Source organism: Enterococcus sp. FZMF, from assembly GCF_030263915.1.
Lineage (GTDB): Bacteria > Bacillota > Bacilli > Lactobacillales > Enterococcaceae > Enterococcus_D > Enterococcus_D casseliflavus.
Genome location: NZ_CP127160.1, coordinates 1,282,808 through 1,307,188, shown reverse-complemented (window position 1 = coordinate 1,307,188; position 24,381 = coordinate 1,282,808). Strand labels below are relative to the sequence as shown.

At 43.5% G+C, this 24,381-nt stretch carries 25 protein-coding genes; all 25 read right to left on the bottom strand.

The window, feature by feature from the left end; genetic code table 11:
- Positions 1-52: 52 nt before the first annotated feature.
- The gene (locus tag QN079_RS06295) at positions 53-907 is read right to left on the bottom strand and encodes a phosphate ABC transporter substrate-binding protein PstS (RefSeq protein ID WP_034868500.1); all 855 of its coding nucleotides are present in this window, start codon (positions 905-907) and stop codon (positions 53-55) included.
- 400 nt (positions 908-1,307) lie between these two features.
- A complete protein-coding gene (locus tag QN079_RS06290; protein WP_289230527.1) occupies positions 1,308-2,039 on the bottom strand; it encodes an alpha/beta family hydrolase in 732 nt (243 codons plus the stop codon).
- Between the two features lie 95 nt (positions 2,040-2,134).
- A complete protein-coding gene (recN, locus tag QN079_RS06285; RefSeq protein ID WP_270274023.1) occupies positions 2,135-3,808 on the bottom strand; it encodes a DNA repair protein RecN in 1,674 nt (557 codons plus the stop codon).
- Positions 3,809-3,823: 15 nt separating this feature from the next.
- The gene (argR, locus tag QN079_RS06280) at positions 3,824-4,273 is read right to left on the bottom strand and encodes an arginine repressor (protein ID WP_005225777.1); all 450 of its coding nucleotides are present in this window, start codon (positions 4,271-4,273) and stop codon (positions 3,824-3,826) included.
- 97 nt (positions 4,274-4,370) lie between these two features.
- Positions 4,371-5,192: a TlyA family RNA methyltransferase gene (locus QN079_RS06275; protein WP_005225776.1), complete on the bottom strand. Its 822-nt coding sequence runs from the start codon at positions 5,190-5,192 to the stop codon at positions 4,371-4,373.
- Complete coding sequence (locus tag QN079_RS06270) at positions 5,189-6,085, bottom strand: polyprenyl synthetase family protein (protein WP_081116532.1); 897 nt, start codon at positions 6,083-6,085, stop codon at positions 5,189-5,191. Before QN079_RS06270 ends, QN079_RS06275 begins: the two co-directional genes overlap by 4 nt.
- Complete coding sequence (locus QN079_RS06265; RefSeq protein ID WP_005225774.1) at positions 6,082-6,303, bottom strand: exodeoxyribonuclease VII small subunit; 222 nt, start codon at positions 6,301-6,303, stop codon at positions 6,082-6,084. The genes QN079_RS06270 and QN079_RS06265 overlap by 4 nt, the downstream gene beginning before the upstream one ends.
- A complete protein-coding gene (gene xseA / locus QN079_RS06260) occupies positions 6,284-7,636 on the bottom strand; it encodes an exodeoxyribonuclease VII large subunit (RefSeq protein ID WP_270274022.1) in 1,353 nt (450 codons plus the stop codon). Before xseA ends, QN079_RS06265 begins: the two co-directional genes overlap by 20 nt.
- Positions 7,637-8,488 (bottom strand): bifunctional methylenetetrahydrofolate dehydrogenase/methenyltetrahydrofolate cyclohydrolase, encoded by an 852-nt coding sequence (locus tag QN079_RS06255; protein WP_270274021.1) that lies wholly within the window; start codon positions 8,486-8,488, stop codon positions 7,637-7,639. It abuts the gene before it with no gap.
- A gap of 292 nt (positions 8,489-8,780) precedes the next feature.
- On the bottom strand, positions 8,781-9,245 hold the full coding sequence (gene nusB, locus QN079_RS06250) for a transcription antitermination factor NusB (protein WP_081116530.1): 465 nt from the start codon (positions 9,243-9,245) through the stop codon (positions 8,781-8,783).
- Positions 9,238-9,663: an Asp23/Gls24 family envelope stress response protein gene (locus QN079_RS06245; protein ID WP_005225770.1), complete on the bottom strand. Its 426-nt coding sequence runs from the start codon at positions 9,661-9,663 to the stop codon at positions 9,238-9,240. Before QN079_RS06245 ends, nusB begins: the two co-directional genes overlap by 8 nt.
- A 209-nt stretch (positions 9,664-9,872) precedes the next feature.
- Positions 9,873-10,937 (bottom strand): M24 family metallopeptidase, encoded by a 1,065-nt coding sequence (locus QN079_RS06240; RefSeq protein ID WP_005225769.1) that lies wholly within the window; start codon positions 10,935-10,937, stop codon positions 9,873-9,875.
- Positions 10,938-11,230: 293 nt separating this feature from the next.
- Entirely contained in the window at positions 11,231-12,781 is a 1,551-nt protein-coding gene (locus QN079_RS06235; protein ID WP_289230526.1) for an IS1182 family transposase, read from the bottom strand.
- Between the two features lie 152 nt (positions 12,782-12,933).
- Positions 12,934-13,173, bottom strand: a complete 240-nt coding sequence (locus QN079_RS06230) for a GlsB/YeaQ/YmgE family stress response membrane protein (protein ID WP_005225767.1) — start codon at positions 13,171-13,173, stop codon at positions 12,934-12,936.
- 74 nt (positions 13,174-13,247) lie between these two features.
- Positions 13,248-13,613: a DUF956 family protein gene (locus QN079_RS06225; RefSeq protein ID WP_005225766.1), complete on the bottom strand. Its 366-nt coding sequence runs from the start codon at positions 13,611-13,613 to the stop codon at positions 13,248-13,250.
- A 114-nt stretch (positions 13,614-13,727) separates the two neighbouring features.
- A complete protein-coding gene (locus tag QN079_RS06220; protein WP_005225765.1) occupies positions 13,728-14,639 on the bottom strand; it encodes a PTS system mannose/fructose/sorbose family transporter subunit IID in 912 nt (303 codons plus the stop codon).
- 20 nt (positions 14,640-14,659) lie between these two features.
- Complete coding sequence (locus tag QN079_RS06215; protein WP_005225764.1) at positions 14,660-15,463, bottom strand: PTS mannose/fructose/sorbose transporter subunit IIC; 804 nt, start codon at positions 15,461-15,463, stop codon at positions 14,660-14,662.
- 30 nt (positions 15,464-15,493) lie between these two features.
- The gene (locus tag QN079_RS06210) at positions 15,494-16,486 is read right to left on the bottom strand and encodes a mannose/fructose/sorbose PTS transporter subunit IIA (RefSeq protein ID WP_005225763.1); all 993 of its coding nucleotides are present in this window, start codon (positions 16,484-16,486) and stop codon (positions 15,494-15,496) included.
- 69 nt (positions 16,487-16,555) lie between these two features.
- A complete protein-coding gene (locus QN079_RS06205; RefSeq protein WP_026008065.1) occupies positions 16,556-17,050 on the bottom strand; it encodes a PTS sugar transporter subunit IIB in 495 nt (164 codons plus the stop codon).
- Between the two features lie 229 nt (positions 17,051-17,279).
- A complete protein-coding gene (locus QN079_RS06200; RefSeq protein ID WP_445971401.1) occupies positions 17,280-20,102 on the bottom strand; it encodes a sigma-54-dependent transcriptional regulator in 2,823 nt (940 codons plus the stop codon).
- A gap of 182 nt (positions 20,103-20,284) precedes the next feature.
- Positions 20,285-20,818: a GNAT family N-acetyltransferase gene (locus QN079_RS06195; protein ID WP_270274019.1), complete on the bottom strand. Its 534-nt coding sequence runs from the start codon at positions 20,816-20,818 to the stop codon at positions 20,285-20,287.
- A 96-nt stretch (positions 20,819-20,914) separates the two neighbouring features.
- Positions 20,915-21,823 (bottom strand): diacylglycerol/lipid kinase family protein, encoded by a 909-nt coding sequence (locus QN079_RS06190; RefSeq protein ID WP_270274018.1) that lies wholly within the window; start codon positions 21,821-21,823, stop codon positions 20,915-20,917.
- A gap of 145 nt (positions 21,824-21,968) precedes the next feature.
- Positions 21,969-22,760, bottom strand: coding sequence for a phosphonate ABC transporter, permease protein PhnE (gene phnE / locus QN079_RS06185; RefSeq protein ID WP_270274017.1), 792 nt, complete (start codon positions 22,758-22,760; stop codon positions 21,969-21,971).
- Positions 22,757-23,539, bottom strand: a complete 783-nt coding sequence (gene phnE, locus QN079_RS06180) for a phosphonate ABC transporter, permease protein PhnE (protein WP_005235330.1) — start codon at positions 23,537-23,539, stop codon at positions 22,757-22,759. Before phnE (QN079_RS06180) ends, phnE (QN079_RS06185) begins: the two co-directional genes overlap by 4 nt.
- Positions 23,536-24,324 (bottom strand): phosphonate ABC transporter ATP-binding protein, encoded by a 789-nt coding sequence (gene phnC, locus QN079_RS06175; RefSeq protein ID WP_016610305.1) that lies wholly within the window; start codon positions 24,322-24,324, stop codon positions 23,536-23,538. The genes phnE (QN079_RS06180) and phnC overlap by 4 nt, the downstream gene beginning before the upstream one ends.
- Between the last annotated feature and the right edge of the window lie 57 nt (positions 24,325-24,381).

The window sequence follows — 24,381 nt, the reverse complement described above, 5'->3', positions numbered from 1 at the left end:
TATCGGTTCAACATCAATTTCTGTTAAAGCTTGTGTAAATTTTGTGTAAAGATTACTCGACGATGTTGCCTTCCCAATCTCTTTCCACCTGCATGATGGAAATTGGAATATAACCCAGATCCCCGACGATATGCTCTTGTACTTCATCAGAAAGCATATATTCGAGAAATTCAGCGGTCAATCCCGTTGGTTCTCCTTTTGTATACATATGCTCGTAAGCCCAAACTTTCCAATCATTGGTCGTTACATTTTCAATCGTTGGTTGAACCCCATCGATCGAAAGGACGTTGACTTCATCTGTCACATAAGAAAATGCAACATAACTGATGGCCCCTGGTGTATCTGAAACGATCGAACGGACCATCCCACTAGAATCTTGCTCTTGGGAAGGAATCGCTGTTTCGCCATCCATGATCCATTTTTCAAACGTACTTCTCGTGCCGCTTCCAGTCGCCCGATTCAACAAAACGATGGGCAGATCATTTCCGCCAACGTCACGCCAATTTGTAATATTTCCTAAGAAGATATTTTTTAAGTCCTCTGTTGAAATATCCGTGATCCCAACGCCTTTGTTGACGATCGGTGTGATACCCACCGTTGCCACTCGGTGGTCAACGAGTGCATCCGCATCGATCCCTGGCTTTTCTTCTGCAAACAAATCAGAATTCCCAATATCGACTGCGCCTGCTTGGACTTGACTTAACCCAGTGCCGCTCCCGCCTCCTTGGACATTGATAAATCGCCCAGGATTTGAGTTTTGAAATTCTTCCGCAACGGTTTCTACGAGTGGCTGCAAGGCAGAAGACCCGACTGCTGTGATCGATTCTCCTCGATCTGCCCAGCTTGCACATCCTGAGAGTAAAATAACCAATCCGATGATAGGACTTAGAAGTTTTAATTTTTTCATCATAACGCTCCTTGTACTTTCGAAAGTCATTGATTGTAAAAATCAATTATTTTCATTTTACCATTAGTTGAAATCAATGAAAATTATTATTTGCTTTTTTTTCTTAAGCTGAGTCTGTCCCTTTATTTAAAACACTTTTTTTCTTTTACAAAATAACTATTTTGTAAATAAAATGACAAGATTTCTTAATTAAATTACGTGCATACAGAAGGTATGCTGTGCTATACTGTGAGAGGAAACGTATTTTAAAAAGAACATAATTATTAATCTTGCTTCCCCAATCAAGTACAATATGTTGTTATGTTCAGCGTTTTCACGATTTCATCAACATTTCCCCAAAATGTCTGTTGAATCGAAACGGCAGAAAGAAGCATTCCTATGCATCTTCTGCCGTCTTTTTTTATTCTAATTCACTTAACCATGCCGCCATCTGCTCAATGATGGCTTCTTGCTGTGCTTCATTTGGTAGATCCGCTGCTGCTTCTCCTTTTTGTAACCCATAGGTACCAAAGCCAGCATGATTGCCGCCTTCGATCGTTTCAAACGTCGTAGTTTCTGGAAGGAGGCTGCGGGCAGCCTGCCAATTTTCTTGATTCACTACTTGGTCTTGACTGCCTGAGAGTGACAACACAGCAATCGATTGATCAGCTAAGGATCCTTTTTCATCTGGGTAACTAGCAAAGAAAAAGACGCCTTTTAACTCGTTGTCGTTTTCAGCCAACTGATTCGCTGCAAAACGGCTTGCCATGACGCCACCTAATGAATGACCGCCAATGACATAGGAGCTATGGGGAATTTCTTTCAAGACCTCTTCTGCACGATTGCCTGCTAAAACAGCCATGTTAAAGGGCATTTTAACGATCGCTACAGAATAGCCTTTTTCCGCTAAACCTGCTGCCCATACACTATAGCTTTCGGCATCGACAAGCGCACCAGGATAGAAAATAACCAAAGGCTTTTCTTCATCTCCAGCAAAATAGAGGACATTTCCCTCATCATCTGCCTCTTTCGCAGCTGTAACTGCAGCATCCACTGCTGGGTAATGCAGTTGTTGCCAACCGACCCAACCGGCAATAGTTAAAATAACAACGGTGATCAATACACCGATCAAGACTTTTGTTTTTTTTCTCATCATGTCCTCCTGCAAAAAAGAAGATCAGGAAAGGATGGCAGACGAAAGTTGCGGGTCCATCATCTCCTGAATCTTTCTATAAGTGTTTCCAATTTTTATCGGTGAGCCAGCGCCAATAGTTCTCGTGCATGTTCGATCGTTAAATCGGTGATTTCTGCACCTGAGAGCATACGGGCGATCTCAGCCACTCGTTCTTCTTCTGATAATTTACGGACATGGGTTTCTGTCCGACCTTCTTGTATTGCTTTTTCGATAAAATATTGATTGTCCGCCACAGCCGCTACTTGCGGCAAGTGGGTGATACACAAGACTTGCGAATTCGCAGCGATCTTGGCGATTTTTTCGGCGATCGCCTGAGCTACTCGGCCACTGACCCCAGTATCCACCTCATCAAAGACAATACTAGTGATTCCTTGCTTGCGGGAGAAAATCGATTTAAGCGCTAATAAGATCCGGGAAAGCTCTCCTCCAGAAGCAACTCGTACTAACGGTTTCATGCCTTCACCGGGGTTGGTTGTCAAATAAAACTCCACGGTATCAAAGCCGCTGCTGCTTAATTGTTTTGAGCCAGATGCAAACCGTACTTCAAATTGCGCGTGCTCCATATACAGCTCTTTTAACTCTTGAACGATTTCTTTTTCTAAACGATGAGCCAATTCACGTCGTTTGACGTGCAAGGCTTCCGCCAGCTGCCAAACTGCTTCAGCTTTTTGGGCAAGCTCTTCTTCTAATTGCTCCAACTGACCTTCCGTATAGGCTGATTCGCTGATTTCTTTGCTGATCTCGTCATAATAAGCAAGGATCACAGGAATTGACTCCCCGTATTTGCGCTTCAATTGACGAATCGTTTCCAGCCGTGAAATGACTTCTTCTAGTCGGCCTTCATCTAATTCAAGGTTGTCGACTTGCCGCGAAATATCAGTGGCTGCATCTTGCAACAAGTAATACGCACTTTGGATCGCTTCACTGATTTTTTCATACGCGGGATCAAGATGGGCGATCGACTGGATCTCTGATAATGCCACACTGACTCCATCTAGGCTATTAACTTCTTCGGCGGATAGAGCGCCATAGCTTTGCCCTAGAGCATCCACGATTTTTTGATAATTGGTCAGTTTTTCTCGTTCATCGATCAGCTGCTCTTCTTCATTTTCCATCAATTCCGCTTGGGCGATCTCTTCTTGTTGAAAACGCAGCATGTCCATTCGCTGCACATAGAGCTGCTCATTTTCTTGAATGGTCCGCACATGTTTTTCTAAGGAGCGATAGGCTTGATAGGCTTGACGGTAACTTGCAAGTTCTGCTTTAAAGTCATCATCTCCAAAACCATCCATCAACGCCAAATGTTTTTCTGGCTGCAGCAGCTCTTGATGCTCATTTTGTCCTTGAATATCAACTAAAAACAAGCCAATTTGGCGCAAAACCGACAAGGTAACGGTTCGACCATTTACACGACAAATAGTTTTACCCGATTGAGAGATATCCCGTTGTACGATCAGAACTTCCTCTTCATCAATACCCAGATCTGCGGTCAGCTCTTTGAACTCCTGCTGATTCGGCCATTCAAAAATCCCTTCCAAACGGCATTTTTCTGCGCCTTGACGCAAATAGTCACTGGATCCTCTGCCACCTGCTAGTAAGCCCATCGCATCGATAATGATTGATTTCCCAGCACCTGTTTCACCTGTTAGAGCCGTCATCCCCTCATGAAAAGACAGGTGCAGGTTGGAGATAATCGCAAAATTTTGGATCGACAATTCTAAAAGCATCCCTTGCCTCCTCTTTTATACGTAACGTTGGAAATCCTTGAATAGGTTCTCGGTATCTGCTTCTGTTCTGGTGATCATCAAGACGTTGTCATCATCGTTTAGCGTGCCAAATAATTCTTTGGCATAACGCTTATCGATCAAATTCGCCAAAGCCGAAGCATTGCCAGGCAGTGTGCGCAGGATCACAAATTTGTCCATTCGATCGACAGAAACAAACGCCGTTTTTAGGATTTTATCTAGTTTACCACTCACGTCTTCTGTTGTCTCTTGTGGAATACTATAGCGATAGCCGCCTTTTTGGGAAGGAACTTTCACTAACTTCAATTCCTTGATATCCCTTGATATGGTTGCTTGTGTGACTGAGACGCCGCGATCTTTTAACAACTCGACAAAATCTTCTTGTTTCTGAATATCTTGTTCACTTAACAATCGTGTAATCAAGCGATGCCGTTCTTTTTTTCTCATCTCTTGTTCCTCCTGAATGAATTCCTACTAATTTTATCCTATTTTGCGCAAGAAAGAAAGAGAGCCGACAAGTAAAATGTCCACTCTCTTCCATTCTTTATTTTGGTTGATGAAAGGTCTCATGTGCTGATGCAACAACTTTCGGGATGTCGATCCCTGCTGCGGTGCCTTCTTGCAGGCTTTTCTTTAAATGTACGATAAACTCGATATTCCCTTCGCCACCAGTGATTGGTGAAAAACTTAGGTTTAATACATCGAATTTTGTTTTCTTAGCGAATGCCAGTACTTCCTCCAACACTCGTTCATGGGTTTTGGGGTCACGAACGATCCCATTTTTTCCGACCGCTTCTTTGCCCGCTTCAAATTGTGGTTTGATCAGCGCCATCACTTCGCCATCCGCTACCAAAATATCGTAAAGGGGAGGTAAGATCAGTTTAAGTGAAATAAAAGAAACATCGATCGTAGCGGCTTCAGGAAGACCATCCAGGAAGTCTGTTGGTTTTGCATAACGGAAGTTGACCCGTTCCATTACAATCACTCGCTCATCTTGCCGCAGCTTCCATGCTAACTGATTGTAACCGACATCCAGTGCATAGCTTTTTTTGGCGCCATTTTGCAACGCCGCATCAGTAAAGCCACCGGTGGAAGCGCCGATATCTAACATGATTTTATCGGTTACGTCAAAATCAAAAACTTTGAGTGCTTTTTCTAACTTGAGACCACCACGAGAAACATAAGGCAGCTTCTTCCCTTTGATCTGCAGCAGTGTATCTGCGGCAATTTTTTCTCCAGGCTTATCTAAGCGCTCATTGTTTTTTTCTTTGTACACCAATCCAGCCATCACTCCTCGTTTGGCTTGCTCGCGGGTCTCAAAGAGGCCTTGCTGGACAGCTAAAACATCTACTCGTTCTTTCTTCATGCGTTCCCTCGAATCTCAAATCGTTCCACAAATGCCAATAAAACATCCTGCGTAAATTGACCGTATTGGCTTAATTGTGCCAGAATTTCTTTGGCTTTGCCCAATTCTTCAGTCAAGGCTTGCTGCGCGCCTGCTAAGCCAAGTAAAGCAGGATAGGTACTTTTCGCCAACTCGTCATCTCGGCGGACAACTTTGCCTAGCTCTTCGGTTGTACTAGTGGCATCTAACAGATCGTCGCGAATTTGAAAGGCTAACCCAATATGCTGGGCAAAGCGATCCAATTCATGCAGAACCTCTTCCGTCTGGTCGGCTAAGACACCACCAGCAATCACCGCAAAGCGGATCAATTCTCCAGTCTTTCGTTCATGGATTGACATCAGCTCCTCAAGACGAAGCGCTTGGTTCTCCCCTTGAATATCAGCTGCTTGGCCGGCAACCATCCCTTGCGTGCCCGCTGCTTTACTCAACTGCTGCAGCAGCAAGACTTTTTGATTGGCTTCGATTTCCGCCATAGCGACTAATTGAAACGCAGCCGTCAAAAGACCATCTCCAGCTAAAATCGCTAAAGCTTCACCAAAAACCTTATGGTTGGTTGGTTTGCCTCGACGCAGATCATCGTTGTCCATTGCTGGCAGATCATCATGGATCAGCGAATACGTATGCACCATTTCTAGGGCTGCTGCACACTGGTACACCGCGGTATTGATGGGTTTGTGAAAAGCGGCGACTGTTGCTGCCAATAAAAGCGGGCGAATGCGTTTGCCGCCAGCTTGGATCGAATACTGCATGCTTTCAAATAGTCGTTGATCAGAAGTGTGTTCTTTGACAAAACGTTCCATAACTTCTTCGATCAATGGGGCGTGTTCTTTCGTAAATTCCTTCAAAGCACTCATTGGCTTTCCTCTTCAAAGGGGACTTCTTCATTGGATTCAGTCATCATTTTTGTTAAGGATTTTTCCGCTTTACTCAAGGTGTCCTTGCATTGCTTGCTCAAAACCATGCCTTTTTGAAAAGCATCTAACGCTTCTTCCAATGGAACATCGCCTTGTTCCAAACGGGTTACGATTTGTTCTAATTCTTGTAATGATTCTTCAAATGTTGGATTTGCCATGATTAACTCCTTCTGTACTAATAACTTCGACCAGTGCTTGGCCATCTTGGTAATGGATCGTCAGCTGATCTTCTGGCTCGATCGCATCAATCGATTTGATCACCTGCTCATTTTTCGTGGTATAGCTGTAGCCGCGTCCCATGATTTTTAGCGGGCTTAACAAATCAAGGGATTGGACTGCATTTGCAAATTGATTTTCTTTTGCCGCATAAATATCTTTCGTGGCTTTCGTTAAGCGTTGAGAAAGATAGCTGACCTCTTGATTGCTGGCTTGTAATCGCGCTTTTGGTTGTTGCTGGGCCAACCGTGAAATCAATTGCTGTGCCTGGCGATCCTTGTCATAAAGCAAGGTTTGCAAGCCTTGCTGCATCCGCTGCTGCAACTGATCGAGTTTGATGGACTGTGCCTCATACAAGCGCTCTGGTTGTCGAAAAACATACGATCCAATCACTCGCTGATAGCGTTCTTGTTTGTACTGGATCTGGTGCATAAATGCTTGCTCTAATCGGGCTTGTCTTTCTTCGATCCGCAAAATCTCCTCCGACAGCACTGGCACCGCTAATTCGGCAGCGGCGGTCGGAGTTGCCGCCCGTACATCCGCCACTAAATCGGCAATCGTCGTATCGGTTTCATGCCCCACTGAAGAAATAATGGGGGTTTTTGCATCAAAAATGGCTCTTGCCACTCGTTCTTCATTGAAAGGCCAGAGGTCCTCGATCGATCCACCCCCACGTCCGATGATCATAGTATCAAAGGTCCCATCGGCTTCGACTCGTTGGATATTTTTCACCACATCATCCGCAGCTTTATTGCCTTGTACCACGGTTGGATACAAAACGATCTGAGCAATGGGGTAACGCCGCTGTGTCGTCGTGATGATATCTCTGATCACCGCCCCACTAGGACTGGTCAAAACTGCGATGCGTTTCGGGTATTTCGGCAAGGACTGCTTCGGTGCAGAAAATAAACCTTCTGCTGCCAATTTCTGCTTTAATTGTTCATAGGCTTGATAAAGAGCGCCGACACCGTCTGGTTCCATATGATCGATCACCATCTGGTAATTTCCGCTTGCCTCATACAGAGTGATACGACCAACCGCCATGACTTTCATGCCCTCTTCTGGTTGAAAGCGCAACTTGTCAAAAGCGCCTTTGAACATGACGGTCGAAATTTTTGCACCATCATCCTTCAAACTAAAATATTGGTGATTGGGGCGACGACGAAAATTGGAGATCTCCCCCGTCAAATAAACCCGCTCTAGATACGGATCGACGTCAAACTTACGCTTGATATATTTTGTTAATGCGGTTACCGTTAAATATTCTTGCGCCATTTAGTTTTTCATTGTCTCCTTTGCTGCCTCGATCGTTTGGGCCATCAACATCGTGATCGTCATTGGACCTACACCTCTAGGTACCGGTGTGATATAGCTAGCGATCGGTTCGACTTCATCAAATTTCACATCGCCGATCAACTTGCCGTTGGCATCACGATTCATCCCAACATCGATCACCACAGCCCCTTCTTTTACGAAGTCTTTTGTGACAAAATGACCGCGGCCGATCGCCACGACTAAAATGTCCGCTTGTTTTGCCAACTCGGGCAGATTTTTGGTTTTTGAATGAGCAATAGTCACGGTGGCATTTGCCCCCAAGAGTAAGTGCGCCATTGGTTTTCCGACAATGTTGCTGCGACCGATCACTAAGGCATTTTTTCCTTCCAATTCGATCCTATACGCAGCAAACATTTTCATGATGCCATAAGGGGTACAAGGAATTCGGTCAGGTACACCTGCGAATAATTTTCCTAAATTGATTGGATGAAAGCCGTCGACATCTTTTTCTGGTTTGATGGCTAACAGTACTTTTTCTTCATTGATATGTTTTGGCAAAGGAAGTTGAACCAAAATTCCATGAAAGGCATCATCGTTATTGAACTGTTCGATTTCTGCTAATAATTCTGCCTCAGTAATGGATTCAGGGTAGCGGGCAACACGGGAATTGATACCGATTTTCGCCGCAGCTAGTTCTTTATTTTTCACATAAGTCTGACTTGCTTTGTCTTCTCCAACAAGCAAAACAACTAATCCCGGTGTCACACCCTGCTCTTTTAGTGTTGCTGTCTCTGAAAGAAACGCTGCTTGCATTTTTTCAGCCAATTCTTTTCCATTGATTAATGTACCCATTCTGACAACTCCTCCAACCTGATTATACTGACTTATTTTGTAAAAAGAAACGCACCAATCGTTTGTCGATATGCTTCTTCATGTTTTCTATCATAGCATTTTCTGAAAAGAAAAACACCGTCTAAGGCTCCCTTTTTTCGGAAAAAACGAGAGTAAACCGACAAAGTGCGTGCAAAAAAACCGAACGATCAAGCAGGACCGTCAAAACAATGCGGTTGCTCATAAATCGTTCGGTTTCTGACTCGATCGAAAAAAGCTGATCTCTTTTGATCGATCGTGTTAGGGCTGAAAATTACTCACTTACTTGGTTGGTTTTTGTTTCTAGCTCTTGATTGACTGTCGATAAAATACCGTTGACAAACTTTCTGGACTGATCGTCACTAAAGGTTTTCGCTAATTCGATCGCTTCATTCAAAGCCACACGATTCGGCACATTATCCACATAGATCATTTCATACAAAGCAATTCGTAAAATCGTCACGTCCATTTTTGATAAACGCTGGATTTTCCAACCAGCCTTTAAATGACTTTGAATGACCTCATCCAAGGCTTCTTTGTAATGACAGACACCTGCCACTAATTGATCTAAATAAACAGGCACAAAATGCTCTTGTTCTTCATCGATCAATTCATGGTGTTCCAACTCGATGGCATGCATGATGGCATCTTGTTTCGTTAAATCTTTATTAAAGTCTAGTGGAAATAAAGCTTGTAACGCCATTTTCCGTATTTCATGCCGTGATAATTCTTTACTCATTTTCTTCCTCGTCGTTTCCAAATAATTCTTCGATGTCTGGTAAATCTACTTTTTCTGGCACGACTGCCACAACATGAACATTTACTTCAGCCAGTTGTACATCTGTCATAAATAAGACTTGCTGTTTGACCCGTTCTTGGATCTCCATTGCCACTTTAGGCACTGACATCCCATAAGTGATATAGCAGTAGATGTCCACTTTGATCCCTGTTTCATCGATCGTTAAGTAGACCCCTTTGCCATGAGCTGCGCGACCTAATAATTCAGTGACACTGTTTGCCAGTGTTCCTCGCATCCCATAGACACCTTCCACTTTAGAAGCAGCGATCCCAATAATGATCTCGATCACTTCTGGTGCGATGACGATCTCGCCTAATTCAGGACTTGCATTTAATACAAGGTTTTTATCTTCATTCATACGTTTTTGCCTCCATTCTAAACAGCTGTACCGTATTGTTTGTAAAAAAATCGCTCGCTTTTTCCGTTTGAAGCAAACCAACGCTTGATTCAATCAATAACATCCATGGCACAGTGTTTCTTCTCGCTCTAAGTTTATCATTTTCTGCACTGAGAATCTATAATAACCCACTATTCTCAATGAATTTTCTGAAAAACAAGGTCGATGAATCAGAGAATGATCAATTCTTTAGGTGAATGTGTCAACACTTTATTACCAGTTTCGGTGATCAAAAGATCATCTTCGATACGAACGCCGCCAATTCCTGGAAGATAGATCCCTGGTTCATCTGTAATGACGTTTCCGACAACAAATGCTTTATCAGCGCGGAAGGATACATTTGGTCCTTCGTGGATCTCTAAACCAATCCCATGACCTGTTGAATGACCAAAGGCATCCCCGTAGCCAAAGGAAGCAATGTGATCCCGAGCGATCGCATCTAGTTCAATTCCGGTCATTCCAGGTTTTGCTGCGGCCAAGACTTTTTCTTGCGCTTCAAGTACGATTTGATAGATTTCCTTCAATTTATCGCCAGGATCTCCTACTGCAAAGGTTCTAGTCATATCAGACACATAGCCTTGATAGTAACAGCCAAAGTCTAACGTGATCAGATCGCCTTGTTCGATCACTTTTTCACTGGCAACCCCATGGGGCATTGCTGAACGCAGCCCACTAGCAACGATCGTTTCAAAAGATACGCTTGTGGCACCTAATGAACGCATAAAGAAATCTAACTGATTCGCCACTTCGATTTCTGTCATTCCTGGGCGGACCATTTTCAAAATATGTTCGAATCCTTGATCAGCGATATGGCAGGCTTGTTGAATCAATGCGATCTCTTCCTCATCTTTGACTTCCCGCAAAGCCTCGATCATACCCGATACAGGGGCAAGGGATGATTCCTCGATCAAGTCTTCTAAGACGGAGTATTCGGCAAAGCTGACGAAACTTTCTTCAAAAGCTAAGACATTGATTTCTTCCTTTTGGCAGATGGTTGCAACTTCTTCGAAAATCGGTCCGCTATTTTTTACGATCTCAAAACCTTGAGCTTGGGCAGCTGCTTGCTCTGTATATCGGAAATCTGTTACAAAAAAAGCTTTGTCCAACGTAATGACTGCTAAACCAGTTGTCCCAGTAAAGTTTGTCAAGTAACGCAAATTGTATGGGCTGGTGATCAAGAACCCATCAATCGAATCTTTTCTCATTGCTTCACGTAATTTTTCAACTCTTAACATGTATCGTTCCCTACTTTCTTGTTCTATACGATAGTATTATAACAAACTTCCAGAAAAAGCGGAAAGCAAGCGAAAAGTTTTCTAAAAAATCAAACAATATGTATAAACGATAGAGCACTTTAAAAAGACTGCCGTGTGATCTTTCGTTGTTCTCTTCTAAATGATGGCTTCCGTGCACAAAAAAAGGGGGCGTGACATAAGTTAACTAGTTACGCTCTCCAAAATATAAGGAGCACTCGAAAATCATGTGATTTTTCGAGTGCTCCTTGTTTTTTTTATTCATTTTGGGTAGTTCAAGTACCTATTTTTGTCAATTTCATCATATTGATTGCCGTAATGAGTAAACCCGTCTGTTTTCTGACTTTTTCTAAGCCCCGAACCGTGTATCGAGTGAAACCCAAATAAGCCTTCATAAATCCGAAGACTGTTTCCACGTCGATCTTTCTCCGACCATATATTTTTTGAATTTCAGGCGTTAATAAGCGCTCTTTTTGTTTTTCTTTATGGTATTCCCAAGACGGATTTACAGTGATTTTTCTGCGATTCCCCTTTGGGGTTAAGGCTTCAGGAATGAGCGCTTGGTTCGCATCCGTTTTTTCTGCTTGGTATTCTTTAAAATCTCGGACAAAGCCATCCGCATCTGTTCGTTGACGGTAATCATGAAAATTGAATCGTACCCCTTTGGGGTCGATGTAAAAGTCCTCCTTAGGCTCATAATCCCAATTCATTACTTTCCGATCATCTGTCTGCCATTTCTTGCTTTGTTCTTTAAACATCGTTCCATAAGGAATCAGTGCAGTATGCTGGGGAAGTTTATCTTCTATATAGCGGTAATTGCTTTCTGAACCATAGCCTGCATCGGCGACCAAATAATGAGGGGACTTTTGTGCAATCTTCATCTTTTCCAGTAATGGTTTCAGTGTCTTAGTGTCTGTTGGGTTTTGAAAGACATCGTAGCCGAGTACAAATTGATTACAAGTAGCGATCTGCAGGTTATACGCAGGCTTAAGTTGGCCATTTTTCATAGGGTCTTCTTTTACGCGCATGAATGTCGCATCATGATCAGTTTTTGAATAACTGTTTCTTGTCCCATAAGTAGAAAACTGCGTTTGATGTTCCAGAAGTTTTTCTCGTTTTGTATTTAATTTGCGTACTTGGCTTTTCAACGTTCGCCGTTGTTGTTTCGCTGGATTTGGCGAAAGACGTTTCGTTGCCTCAACTTCTTTTTCTAGTTCTTCCAGACGTAGTTCCATCCGTGTTAACAGTTCATCTATCATGTCTACTGTCAAGGACGTCCCTTCGGGAATCTGTTTCAGGGCATACGCTTCTCTTAGTTCCGTCATCATAGTAAGCAGTTTTTCGCGATTCATTTGATCGAATCGGATCGTGTTTTTCTTCCAGACAAAGCTGTACTTATTCGCATCTGCCAAGATTTTTGTACCGTCGATAAACAACGCATCATCAATCAGATTCCGTGCACGCAGATACTCTGTCAACTGATCTAAGCCTTTATTGGTCAACTCCTGCACATCGTTAGATACACAAAAACGGGCGATCGTTCGATAAGTTGGAACCCGTTCTTGCTTCAACCAGCGAGCATAGAGGTTTTCTTCAGCTAAGCGTTCAATCTTGCGACTTGTAAAGGTTTCTCGCGTATACGCAAAAAGAACCAACTTCAACATGGCACCTAAATCATATTCTCTTGGTCGACCAAAAAGATAGGGTTCATTAATCTGAAGCGCTTCGACCAGTTCATGGATAAAAACGGCGACATGATTTTCTTTTGGAGAAAATGAAGTAGATAGATCCAAAGTGAGTTGATTCATGTTATAATTAGTATACATTTTGTTTAGTCCTTTCAGGATTAAATGATGGGGCATTGGCGGCAACCGGTGCTCCTTTTTATTTTACCCAAAAAACCGCAAGAAATGAACGATTTCTCGTCATTTCTTGCGGTTTTCTTCTATGGACTTATGTCACAGTCCCTTTTTGATAATTATCTTTTACGTCCCAAAAAGAACGATACGACTGCCACGAAAATGACCGCACCGATAATCGCTGGCACGATGGCCATTCCTGCTACTTGCGGTCCCCAAGTGCCAAAAAGGCCTTGACCAATCGATGCGCCTACAAGTCCCGCAACGATATCAAAAATACAACCGCGTTTTTCGCCTGCAATGGCACCACCGATTGAACCGATGACCGCTCCAACGATCAATGTCCATAAAAAGTGCATACTAACCCCTCCTAAACTTTCTTATAAAAAGGGTACCATATTGAGAATCAATTGGAAAAATATATGCTCTCTTGTTATTTTCTGCGAGTGAAGGCTCGTTTCAATACATCGAAAAAGCCTAATGAATGCACCATATGGTCTGGATCGACGTATTCACGAATCGCTCGCAAGACTTTTTTTGGTTCTTTTGAGGAGAAGGTATACGTGCCATTCTTTTTGGTGCGGATCGCATAGCGTGGTATCCATCGGCCTTTGAACATGACCGAAGCGATCACATAGTCGACATCTTCCCATGGGATCTGAATAAACTTACGTTTGTCACGGTCATTGTAAAACTCAAAGGCTTTATCGCCGATCATGATTTTGCCGTACTCATTGATCCCTAAAAAAGACGTAGCATCGATCGTCAAATCCACTTTTGTATTAAGAGATTGTACCATTTGCGCTTACTCCATTCTATATCGTCTTATTATCTTATTATACGTGTTTGCAGCAGGTTTGGCGAATAAATAAAAAGGTACTTGGGTTGCCCCAAGCACCTTTCATTGAAAAGATTATAACAATCCGATCAAGTGTCCACCGATACCGACTAAGAATAGACCGATAATAATGATGATTGGAGAAACTTTTTTCTTCAATAACCACATACATAATAAAGTAAGCAATAGTGCAGCTAGACCAGGAATCAATTGATCCAAGTTGTTTTGCAATGTTGTTACTTTTGTATCAGTCAACGCACGGCCTTCAGCAACTTGTTGGAAGGCTTGTTGCAAACCAGCAGAGCCAGAAGGCAAGTTCGCCCAATCGACATAAGCACCTTCATCAAGCGGTACGCTTGAGACAACTGGCGCAAATGAGATCGATACCCAACGCTGAACGAGTGACCCTAATACGAACATCCCTAAAATTGAAGCACCTTTTGTTACATCTTGCAACAATCCGCCTGAAAGGTCATCAGTGATTTTTGAACCAGCACGATAGCCGAATTCTTGTGTGTACCACATAAATGCCCAACGGATGATGTTCCATGCAACGAAGAAGATGATTGGACCTAAGATGTTTCCAGCTAAAGCAAGAGAAGCACCTAGAGCACCTAACATCGGACGTACAGTAAACCAGAACACAGGGTCACCGACACCGGCTAAAGGACCCATCATCCCAACTTTTACCCCTTGGATCGCTACGTCATCGACAGGCGCGCCATTGGCACGTTCTTCTTCTAAGGCTAATGTTACCCCTAAGATTGGCGATGCGATATATGGGTGAGTGTTAAAGAATTCTAAGTGACGCTTCAATGCAGCGGCACGGTCTTCTTTTGTTTTGTATAATTTTTTGATTGCTGGAATCATTGAGAATGCCCAACCACCATTTTGCATACGTTCATAGTTCCATGAACCTTGAATGAAGGTAGAGCGCCATGCTACGGCTAAACGATCTTTTTTATTTAATTGAATTTTTTCTGCCATTTTTTTCTCCTCCTTCGATTCTAATAGTCATTCAAGATATCGCCTAGAGGGTCGCCAGTGTTGCTGCCGCCGCCTCCATTTGATGATCCGCCCATTTTAGTTAGGTTCAAGTAGATCAATGCGATTGCTACTGCCAAAGCACCGATAGCGATCAATGTCAATTGAGAAATAGCTGCGATAACGAAACCGATAATGAAGAATGGCCATACTTCACGAGTTGCCATCATGTTGATAACCATTGCATAACCAACGGCAACAACCATACCACCACCGATAGCCATACCATCAGTTAACCATGCAGGCATTGATTCTAAGAAGTTTTGAACAGTTGCAGCAGGAATTGCCAACAATGCAGCTGCAGGAATCGCAATACGAACCCCTTGCATACATACAGCGATCACATGCCACATTTCGATTTTACGAATGTTGCCTTCTTCAGCAGCAGCATCCATAAAGTGAACGATTGGCACAGCTAATGTACGAACGATCATTGTCAAGAACAAACCAGCAACAGCTAGAGGGATCGCAACGGCAATCGCTGTATCAACACCAGCAGTTCCTTGTCCACCTAAAACTAAAATAATTGCAGATGCAACAGACGCCAATGCAGCATCAGGTGCAACAGCGGCACCGATATTTGCCCATCCAAGTGCGATCATTTGTAATGATCCGCCCAAAATGATACATGCTTCCAAATTACCGGTCACTAAACCGATCAAAGTACACGCGACTAGCGGTTGATGGAATTGGAATTCATCCAAGATTCCTTCCATACCAGCTAAAAAGGCAACGAGTACTACTAATACCATAGATATAATAGTCATGATAGACCTCCTATTTAGTTGAATACGTTTCTATTTATTCGCCAATTCATTTTTGGCTTTGCGTAAGATTTCGTCCATGTTGTCTCGAGAGTCATTTGGCACTTTACGTACATCAAATTTGATGCCGCGTCCTTTTAGATCTTCAAATGTCTTCACATCGTCCGTACCCATCGACAATACTTTACTTACAACAACTTTCCCAACAGAGTGAGCCATTGAACCAACGTTCACTTCAGTGATGTCAACGCCGCCTTCAACTGCACGCAATACATCTTGTGGGTTTTCAAATAATAGTAAAGCTTTCGTATTCCCGAAACGAGGGTCTTTAGAAACTTCGATCATTTTGTCCACTGGAATGACGTTCGCTTTTACTCCAGGAGGAGCTGCTTGTTCGATCAGTTTTTTACGCAAATCATCTTTTGCAACTGCATCAGAAACAACGATGATCCGAGATGGATTAACTGATTTTGTCCAAGCTGTAGCGACTTGACCATGTAGCAAACGAGAATCCACACGCGCAAGCACGATTTTGATTTTGCCATCGCCTAGAACAGTTCCCGGAGGAAGTGATCCTTTAGGTTGATCGTCTTGCACAGCTTTTGGTGCTGTCGCTTCTTCTGGTTCAAGCTCTTCTGGTTTGACCTTAACCCCTTCTTTAGCTGTTTCAACGATGTGCGCAGCGATTTCATGCGCAGTGTTCATTGAAAAACGTGAAGCATAGGCTTCGATCACCATTGGTAAATTCATACCAGCAACGATTGCCCATTTGTCTTTGTGATCTTCAAACAAGCTGTTTGCTTGGTTGAAAGGAGTACCACCCCAAAGATCAACTAAGAATAATACTTCTTCTTGATCGTCAAATGTAGCAATTGCTTCTTGCATTTTTGCCTTGATGTCATCTGGACCTTCACTTGGCATCAATGTAACAGCTTTAACATTTTCTTGTTCGCCGAAGATCATTGAACCAGATTGCAAAATGCCGTTAGCAAATTCTCCATGACTTGCTAGGATAATTCCTACCATCTTTTTACCTCCTATATCAAAATTGAAAAATGTGACACGAATACGAAAGAAAAAACAACATCGAAAAAATTAAGGGTGACTACCTTCTTTTTCCAAAATATCCTTCAAAAAGATTTTACGATCAGCTGGAACTTTGCGTATCTCTACTTCTATGCCTTGATTTTGCAAATAAAGCAGCGAAGCAAGATCTTGATCATTGACTGACACGAAATTAGTGATCATCCGTTTTCCCATTGAAAAGCTCATGCCGCCGATATTGACGGAACGAATGTCAATGCCTCCTTTGACCAGAGTCACGACATCTTGAGGGTTGGTAAATAATAACATGACTTTTTGCGTATTAAATAATGTGTTATGCGCCACCTCAAGCATTTTTGCTACTGTCACCACATTGGATTTGATTCCTGGTGGAGCAGCTTCTTTCAAGAGAAACTTCCGTAATTGGTCATTTGCGACCTCATCACTGACCACGATGATTCGATTGATACCAGTCATTTTCGACCAAGCTGTGGCGACCTGACCATGAATCAACCGATCGTCGATTCGGGCAAGACGTATATCCATTCCCATTGTGCAAGCCTCCTACATCCATCGATCCGCTTTTCATATTGAGGATCTGTTCTTTTTTCAATCACCTCCTGTATCCACTTATATAGAAGCAAGAAGCGTGCCAAGTTTTTTCGATACACTATTCTTGAAAAAACCTTAAGAATCAGCATTCGGACAATACACTAAAAAAGATACACTAAAAAACACTGTATCTTTTTTAGTGTATCTGTATTATTTTCAGGATTTAAAAATACATTTCTTTTTCGTGATGGTTTTTGATCAGCTCCAGCAGGTAATACTCTTCTGTCTTAGGCACTTCGATATTCATCAAGCGCGAAAATGATTGGACATGCACATGCAATTGGCCGTAAAGAGGATTCTCCTCCATCGCTGCTAAATCAATTTCAGAAACAGTCAATGGTTGACGCAACAAGATCCGCTCCAGCATACCTGCGCCATGCATCACAAAATTGATCTGAAAGCCTTGCTGCGCCCCTACCAAATCCAAATCGTGAATGATCTCTTCGCCAAATTTCCACAACGGCTCTACCACTTTTTTCGCATTGATATAGGTAAAGTTTTCCTCTAAATACCGAACACAGATTTCCTTTGCCTGCCGATCATCTAGCTGCACTTCATCTTCAAAACTCAAATCGTTTTCCAATAGGATATCATCCAACAAAAGATCAACATCTTGGTCGATAAAACGTTCTAATGAAATAAACGGTGCATCGATATGCGGATCAATGATCCCCGTTGCGGCAATCAGCCGGTAGCGCTGTTGAATCTGATCCAAGTCCGTTCTCAGATCCGCCACCGATAAGGTCACTACGTCAACATTTTGATTTTGGCGTTTCGACAATGAGCTTTGGATCAATTCTTTGATGCGCTGCGCTGTCCCTTTTCCCGAAGCGCAGACCGCTAGAATCGCTTTAGGGTGGTGGTTTTGCGTCACTGGTTCTTCCACAGTGACCGCTCCGTATCCGCGGAACTTCCGTAATGAATCATAGAGCTGATCGAGGTCCGTGCCGATCACTGATGCTTTACGGACCGTCTCAAGGACGATGGAGGTAGTCACCATATCGACTGTTCGAACAGCCACACCCGTTTCTCGCTGGATTTCATTATTAAAGGTCGCTAAGGACCCCATATCGACTAAGAGGATCACCCCACTGCCGTCATTGACTGCTCGTACACTATCCACGATTTTTTTCAACGCCACAGCCGGTGGCATATCTAATGGCATGTCCACCGCTGTCACTTGATCGACTTCCAACAGCTGCTTGACTACTTGTACCATACTACTAGCCGTACTGTTGCCGTGAGCTGCCACAACGACACCAATTTTCCCAGAGGAATGTGTCGTACGCAGTGAAACCAATAGAACTGCCAAGTAATAGGATTCACTTTCAGGAATCGCCACGTGAAAGCTGTCGCCGATGAAGTCGCGGACTTCTTTGGCAACTTCGAATTCTTGGGGGTAATCCGCCACCATTTGACGAATGTTGTCGTTGGTTTGCCGTTCTTCTCCCAGATGGATCTTTTTCAAAAAAGAACTGATGTGCAGACTCATCGCGTAAATAAAGTTTTGCTGGAAATCGTAATTTAAGCGTTTCCGAACCATCTCATAAATTTGATTTGTTACACTGATCACTTTCTGATCGACAAATTCACTTAGTTTATTGACAGAATTAAAAGAGAAGCCGTGATCTTTATAAAAAGATTTCAAATGAACATTGATATCGGTTGAGATAAAATGATTGATTGCTTCTTGATCCAAACCATCTGCTTTTAATAAGGCTGCTTTATCCCCGATGATATCGTAGAGATTGTAAGGCAATTCATAGGAATCTGATTGAATATTGTTTAAGTTTTGATTCGGTTGAATGCTGATCTTCGGTTCAAGGATTTTAGAAAGCTCCGCCAGCTCATTGCGGCGATTCCCCAAAACGATCAATCCTGAACGAATTCCTTCTGGCAAATCGATCAAATCGATCTCAATCTCATCTTGTTGCATATGATTCAGAAAGCCCCGGGCACAGACGAGCTGGACATTGGATTTCAATTGACCGATATTCCCAAAACTGACACTGCCGATCAACGCTTTGACTACATCTTCTGTCAAGGTGATCGTCCGCTGAATACGGGACGCCTCTTGCCCGACTAACACCCGAACGAGATCGACTTTTTCTGATGCGGGTCGTTTCTCAAAGAAGGGCAGTTGAATATTGATAGGAATGCGTCGGGTAAAGGTATCTAATAGCGTTGAGTTGGGGTCTTCGGTAGTCGCTCCAACGATTCGGACATTCGCTTGATGATTTTTGCCCGTCTCCCCTAAACGACTAAACGTTCCATGGTCCATAAAGTAAAAAATCATTTCTTGACCTTCTGGCGGTAATCGATGGATCTCATCGAGAAACAACATACTCTCATCCGCTTGATCAATAATACCGATCTTCTCTTGATCGGCACCCGTAAATGCCCCCCGTACATAACCAAACAAATGGCTCATCAAAAGCTCTGGGTTATTTGCATAGTCGGCACAGTTAAAGACGATCAATTCTTTGTCATCGGCAATTACTTGATTGCTTTTGGCAAACTGGAACATCGCATGGGCAAAGTAGGTTTTCCCAGAGCCAGTAGGCCCTGTGATCAAGCAGTTTAGCCCTTTTGGCGGATACAAGATCGCTGCTTTCGCCTGCTCAACGGCATTTTTCATACTTCCGTTGGCACCGATGATCGTCGCAAAAATATCTCGGTCAGAGGGTTTTCCTTGTACCCGTTGAGGGAAGGCTTTTTCTCTTTGCGGGCGACTTTCTTTGTAGCTTGGCACATACTTTTCCCTACTGCTGGGATCGACCCCTGCCGCCCAGTAGCGAACAGGCCGCGAGTCGCTTTTTTCGACGCGCCCTTCTTTGACAAGCTTATTTAAATCCTTACTGGCATTACTGCGCTGAATGGCTAAATGATCGGCAACTTCTGAAGTAGACAACCCTTTCTTTTCCCCTAAGCCGCTCATCGTATTTTCGACGATATATTGATAAATCCGTTCGATTCGCTTGCCCAACAGCTTCGCCTCCTTGTTTTTTCCACTTGAATACTTTACTCATTTTTCTATAAAAAATCAACTTTTTTCCTGCACAGAAAAAGCAAAATACTTTGTTCGAAAGAGCAATAGAACGTCCTATCACATGCTACTCTCAGCATAAAGCATTTTGCCAAAAAAAGATATTCAAAAGTCAGGATGCGTTAGGCTTTTTCATTGGGAATGAACGCTGGTACCTTCTCAGGAAACCATTGCAGTTCTTTTTGCATCCAAATCACATCGTGCCATTGATTGAACTTATAGCCGACATGCGCAAAATCAGCAACTTTCCGATACCCAAGTTTCTCATGAAAAGCCTCGCTTTGTTGATTGCCTCCTGTAATGCAGGCAGTCAGATTGACCACGTTTTGCGCTTTCAATTTTTCTTCAAGCGCTTGATAAAGAGCGGTGCCGAGCCCTTTTGCCTTGGCATCCGGCGCTAAATAAACGGTTACTTCAACGGTCCAATCGTACGCAGCCCGTTCTTTATAGGCTGACGCATAGGCATAACCGACGATTTCACCAGCCTCTTCTGCAACGAGATACGGGTAGCGTTTCAAGGTCTTGGCGATGCGTTCCGCGAATTCTTGAACCGATGGCACCTCCGTTTCAAAGGTAATCGGTGTATTTTCTACATAATAAGCATAGATTGCTGTCAAGGCTTGGGCATCTGCAATCGTGACAGAACGTATCGTCATAGAATCCCTTCTTTCAGTAAATTTTTTCCCAGTATACTCTTTCTGAACAAAAAAAACAATCCGCTTTTGACGGATCGTTTCCTAGTGATAAATGATTTAGCGGGCTTTTTCAGCTCCGCAATACACGGTAAGATGCTGCGGCAGTACCGCTACTGTGATTGGCAATTCAGGTCCTGGATCACCATCGACATTTGTTTCGATCGTTGCCCCATCCGTCAAACGAATCGCAGCTTTATCAAAGGTTTGATAGCCAAGAACATCATTTGATTCTGTCACCCCTTTGAGAAGCTCTGGGACACTTTTGACGGTCTCCCAAAGATTCGTATCCTTCAAGTAGATCAGATGCAATTTGCCGTCATCGGTACTCGCTTTAGGCAAAAGAGATTCGAAACCGCCGATCGTATTGGATGACCCAACGATCATCGTACTGCTTTCCACAGCGATCGTCTTTTTTTCGCCATTATTTTCGGCGGTCACTTCAAACGGATGACTTTCATTTTTCCGCACTTCCCGCAGACCAGAAACAAAATAGGCCATTTTTCCCAGCTTGGTTTTTTCTTCGACCTCTACGTTGTTGATCGCTGCTGGAATCATACCGATCGCCACCACATTAGTAAAATAGTCTTGATTGACCTGACCAATATCGATTTTGCGGGTGTGATCCACTGCAAATGATTCGATGGCTTCCTTAGGATCTAGTGGAATCGCTAATGCTCTGGCTAAATCATTTACTGTTCCCAGCGGGAAGAAACCAAAATTTGGTCGTTTGTCATGAGGGGCTAAGCCATTGACCGCTTCATTGACGGTACCATCACCGCCCATTGCAAAGACACTGTCAAATTCTGCTGCCGCTTCAGAGGCAAAACGTGTGGCATCTCCTTCTTTTTCGGTATGTTTGACCACGACTTCTGAAAAAGCTTCCCGCAACTTTTCTTCTGCCAGCTGCTCATATTCTTGGGCCTGTTCCCCACCAGAGCTTGGATTGACGATCAATAATGCTTTCATAAAACAGCCTCCTTGTTTGGGTTCATTTTCTATGAATCCAGTATAACAAGTTTCACGAAACCTGTCTTAAACGACCTCCGCCTATCCCCTACAAAAAAACACAGCCTAATCAGACTGTGTTTTTTCGAGTACTCACTTCATTTTATTAAACCAATCGTTTACGCAAACGCCCAGAAATAAAATCAATGATCGTGACTGTCACCACGATCCCTAATAAAATGATTCCTACACGGCTCCATGAACGCGCATTGATGGCAAAGATCATCGGTGTACCGATCCCACCTGCCCCTACGATCCCTAAGATCGAAGCTGAACGGACAGCCAGTTCAAATCGATACAAGGTAAAAGAAAGAAATTCTGGGATCAGTTGCGGCAATGTCGCAAAGCCTAATACATCCCAGCGGCTTCCTCCCGCACTAATGACGGATTCCGAGGGACCATGGTCCATGTTTTCGATCGCTTCGCTGTAAAGCTTTGCTAGCATCCCAATGGAATGGACACTGACCGCCAAGACGCCAGCAAAGGAGCCCGGACCTACCGTTTTGATAAACATGATGGCTAAGACGATTTCTGGAAACGTTCGAATCGCCGTCAGCACGATTTTCCCAAATCCCGATAACCAGCGAGGGCTGTTTTTGCTGCGCGCCGCCCAAAAGGCAAAAGGAATACTTAAAATCGATGACAAAAAGGTCCCAACAAAGGCAATCGCGACGGTTTCGATCATCAGACTGATCAAATCTTCGCCATCACCGGTATAAACATAGCCCCAATCAGGATGGATCAGGCCATAAAAGATCGAGCCGACAATTTGACCGACATTTTCTTTAACACGAGCAAAGGGCACGCCAGCAAAAGCCCAGATATAAAGGAGGATAACGACTACAGCGATCAGCCAATTCCGTATTTTTTTCTTTTTCGGTTCTGCTGGCAACATCATAATAATCGCTCCCTTAATCTATTACTAATGGTATCAATCACCAAAACAACTGCAAAAATCACTAAGACGATGATCGACGTCTGGTCATATCGAAATTGGCTTAAAGATCGTTGTAAGAAAACACCGATTCCGCCTGCGCCGATATACCCAAGAATCGTCGATGCCCGCACATTGATCTCAAAGGCATAAAGCAAGTAACTAAGAAAATGACTCATGACTTGCGGTACGACTGCATAGCGGATGATATCAAACTTCGATCCTCCAGAAGCCGTGATCGCTTCGATCGGACCTTCATCAATCGTTTCAATCGATTCATAAAACAATTTGGTGATCATCCCAAAAGAAAACACAGAGATGGAGATCACCCCTGCAACCGGACCAATTCCGACAATGGCGACAAATAAAGCCGCCAGCATCAAATCAGGTACCGTCCGAATGATATTCAAAACAAAACGGAAACAACCACTGATCCAATGATTGGTCATGATATTTCGTGCTGCTAAAAGTGAAAACGGAAAGGCCGCCAGTGCACCAAAGGTTGTGCCGATGATCGCCATTTGGATCGTTTGCAAAATCGGCTCAACAATGATTTTGGCATACGCCCAATCAGGATGAGCCATCTTTTGTAAGATGACATTCATTTGACTGCTATTGCTAAAGAACCGTGCCAAATCAACACCTGAAATAGAGCCGCTAACGAACAATACCACTAAAAAAATGACGAGCCAAAGAACATTTTTCCATAGTCCGCTGCGTTTCGGCAACGTATTTGTCGTCATTGTCCCGCCCCTTCCTGCTCTTCCATGATCTCGCTGCCATAAATCTGTTTCAATCGCTGATCGGTCGCTTCACTGACAGGGCCATCAAAAACCAAGCCTCCGTCTCGCAACCCGATGATCCGCGTGCCGTATTCTCTAGCTAATTGGACAGAATGTAAATTGACTACGATGGTGATCCCCAGATCTTGATTGATCCGTTTTAAGTCATTCATGACTTTTTCAGTGGTTAACGGATCCAATGAAGCAACTGGTTCATCCGCTAAAATAATCTTCGGCTCTTGCGTCAACGCCCGGGCAATCGAAACCCGCTGCTGCTGACCGCCAGACAATTCATCGGCTCGGGTATAGACTTTTTCTGCTAAATTGACCCGCTGCAGTGATTGATACGCCAACTCTTTGTCCGCTTGCGGAAACAGACCCAGCAGCATTTTGATCGTGGGATGATAAGCCACCCGCCCCGTTAAGACGTTTCGCAAGACACTCGAACGTTTCACCAAATTGAAGCTTTGGAAAATCATGCCAATGTCTCGACGAATCAAGCGCAGCTCTCTTCCTTTTGCTTTTGTGATCGACTTGTTATCGATTAAAATCTCGCCGCTTGTGATCTCGTGCAGTCGATTGATGGAGCGCAGCATCGTCGATTTACCTGCACCGGATAAGCCCACTACGATGACAAATTCCCCTTTTTTGATATCGATGTTCAAGTCCTTCAACCCCAACACCCCATTTGGGTATTGCTTGGTCACATTCTGAAATGAAATAATCGTTTCGTTCTCTAGAGCCATGATTCTCCTACTTTCTTTCCATTAGGTAAAAATTGCTGTCCATTCGAAAAGGGTACC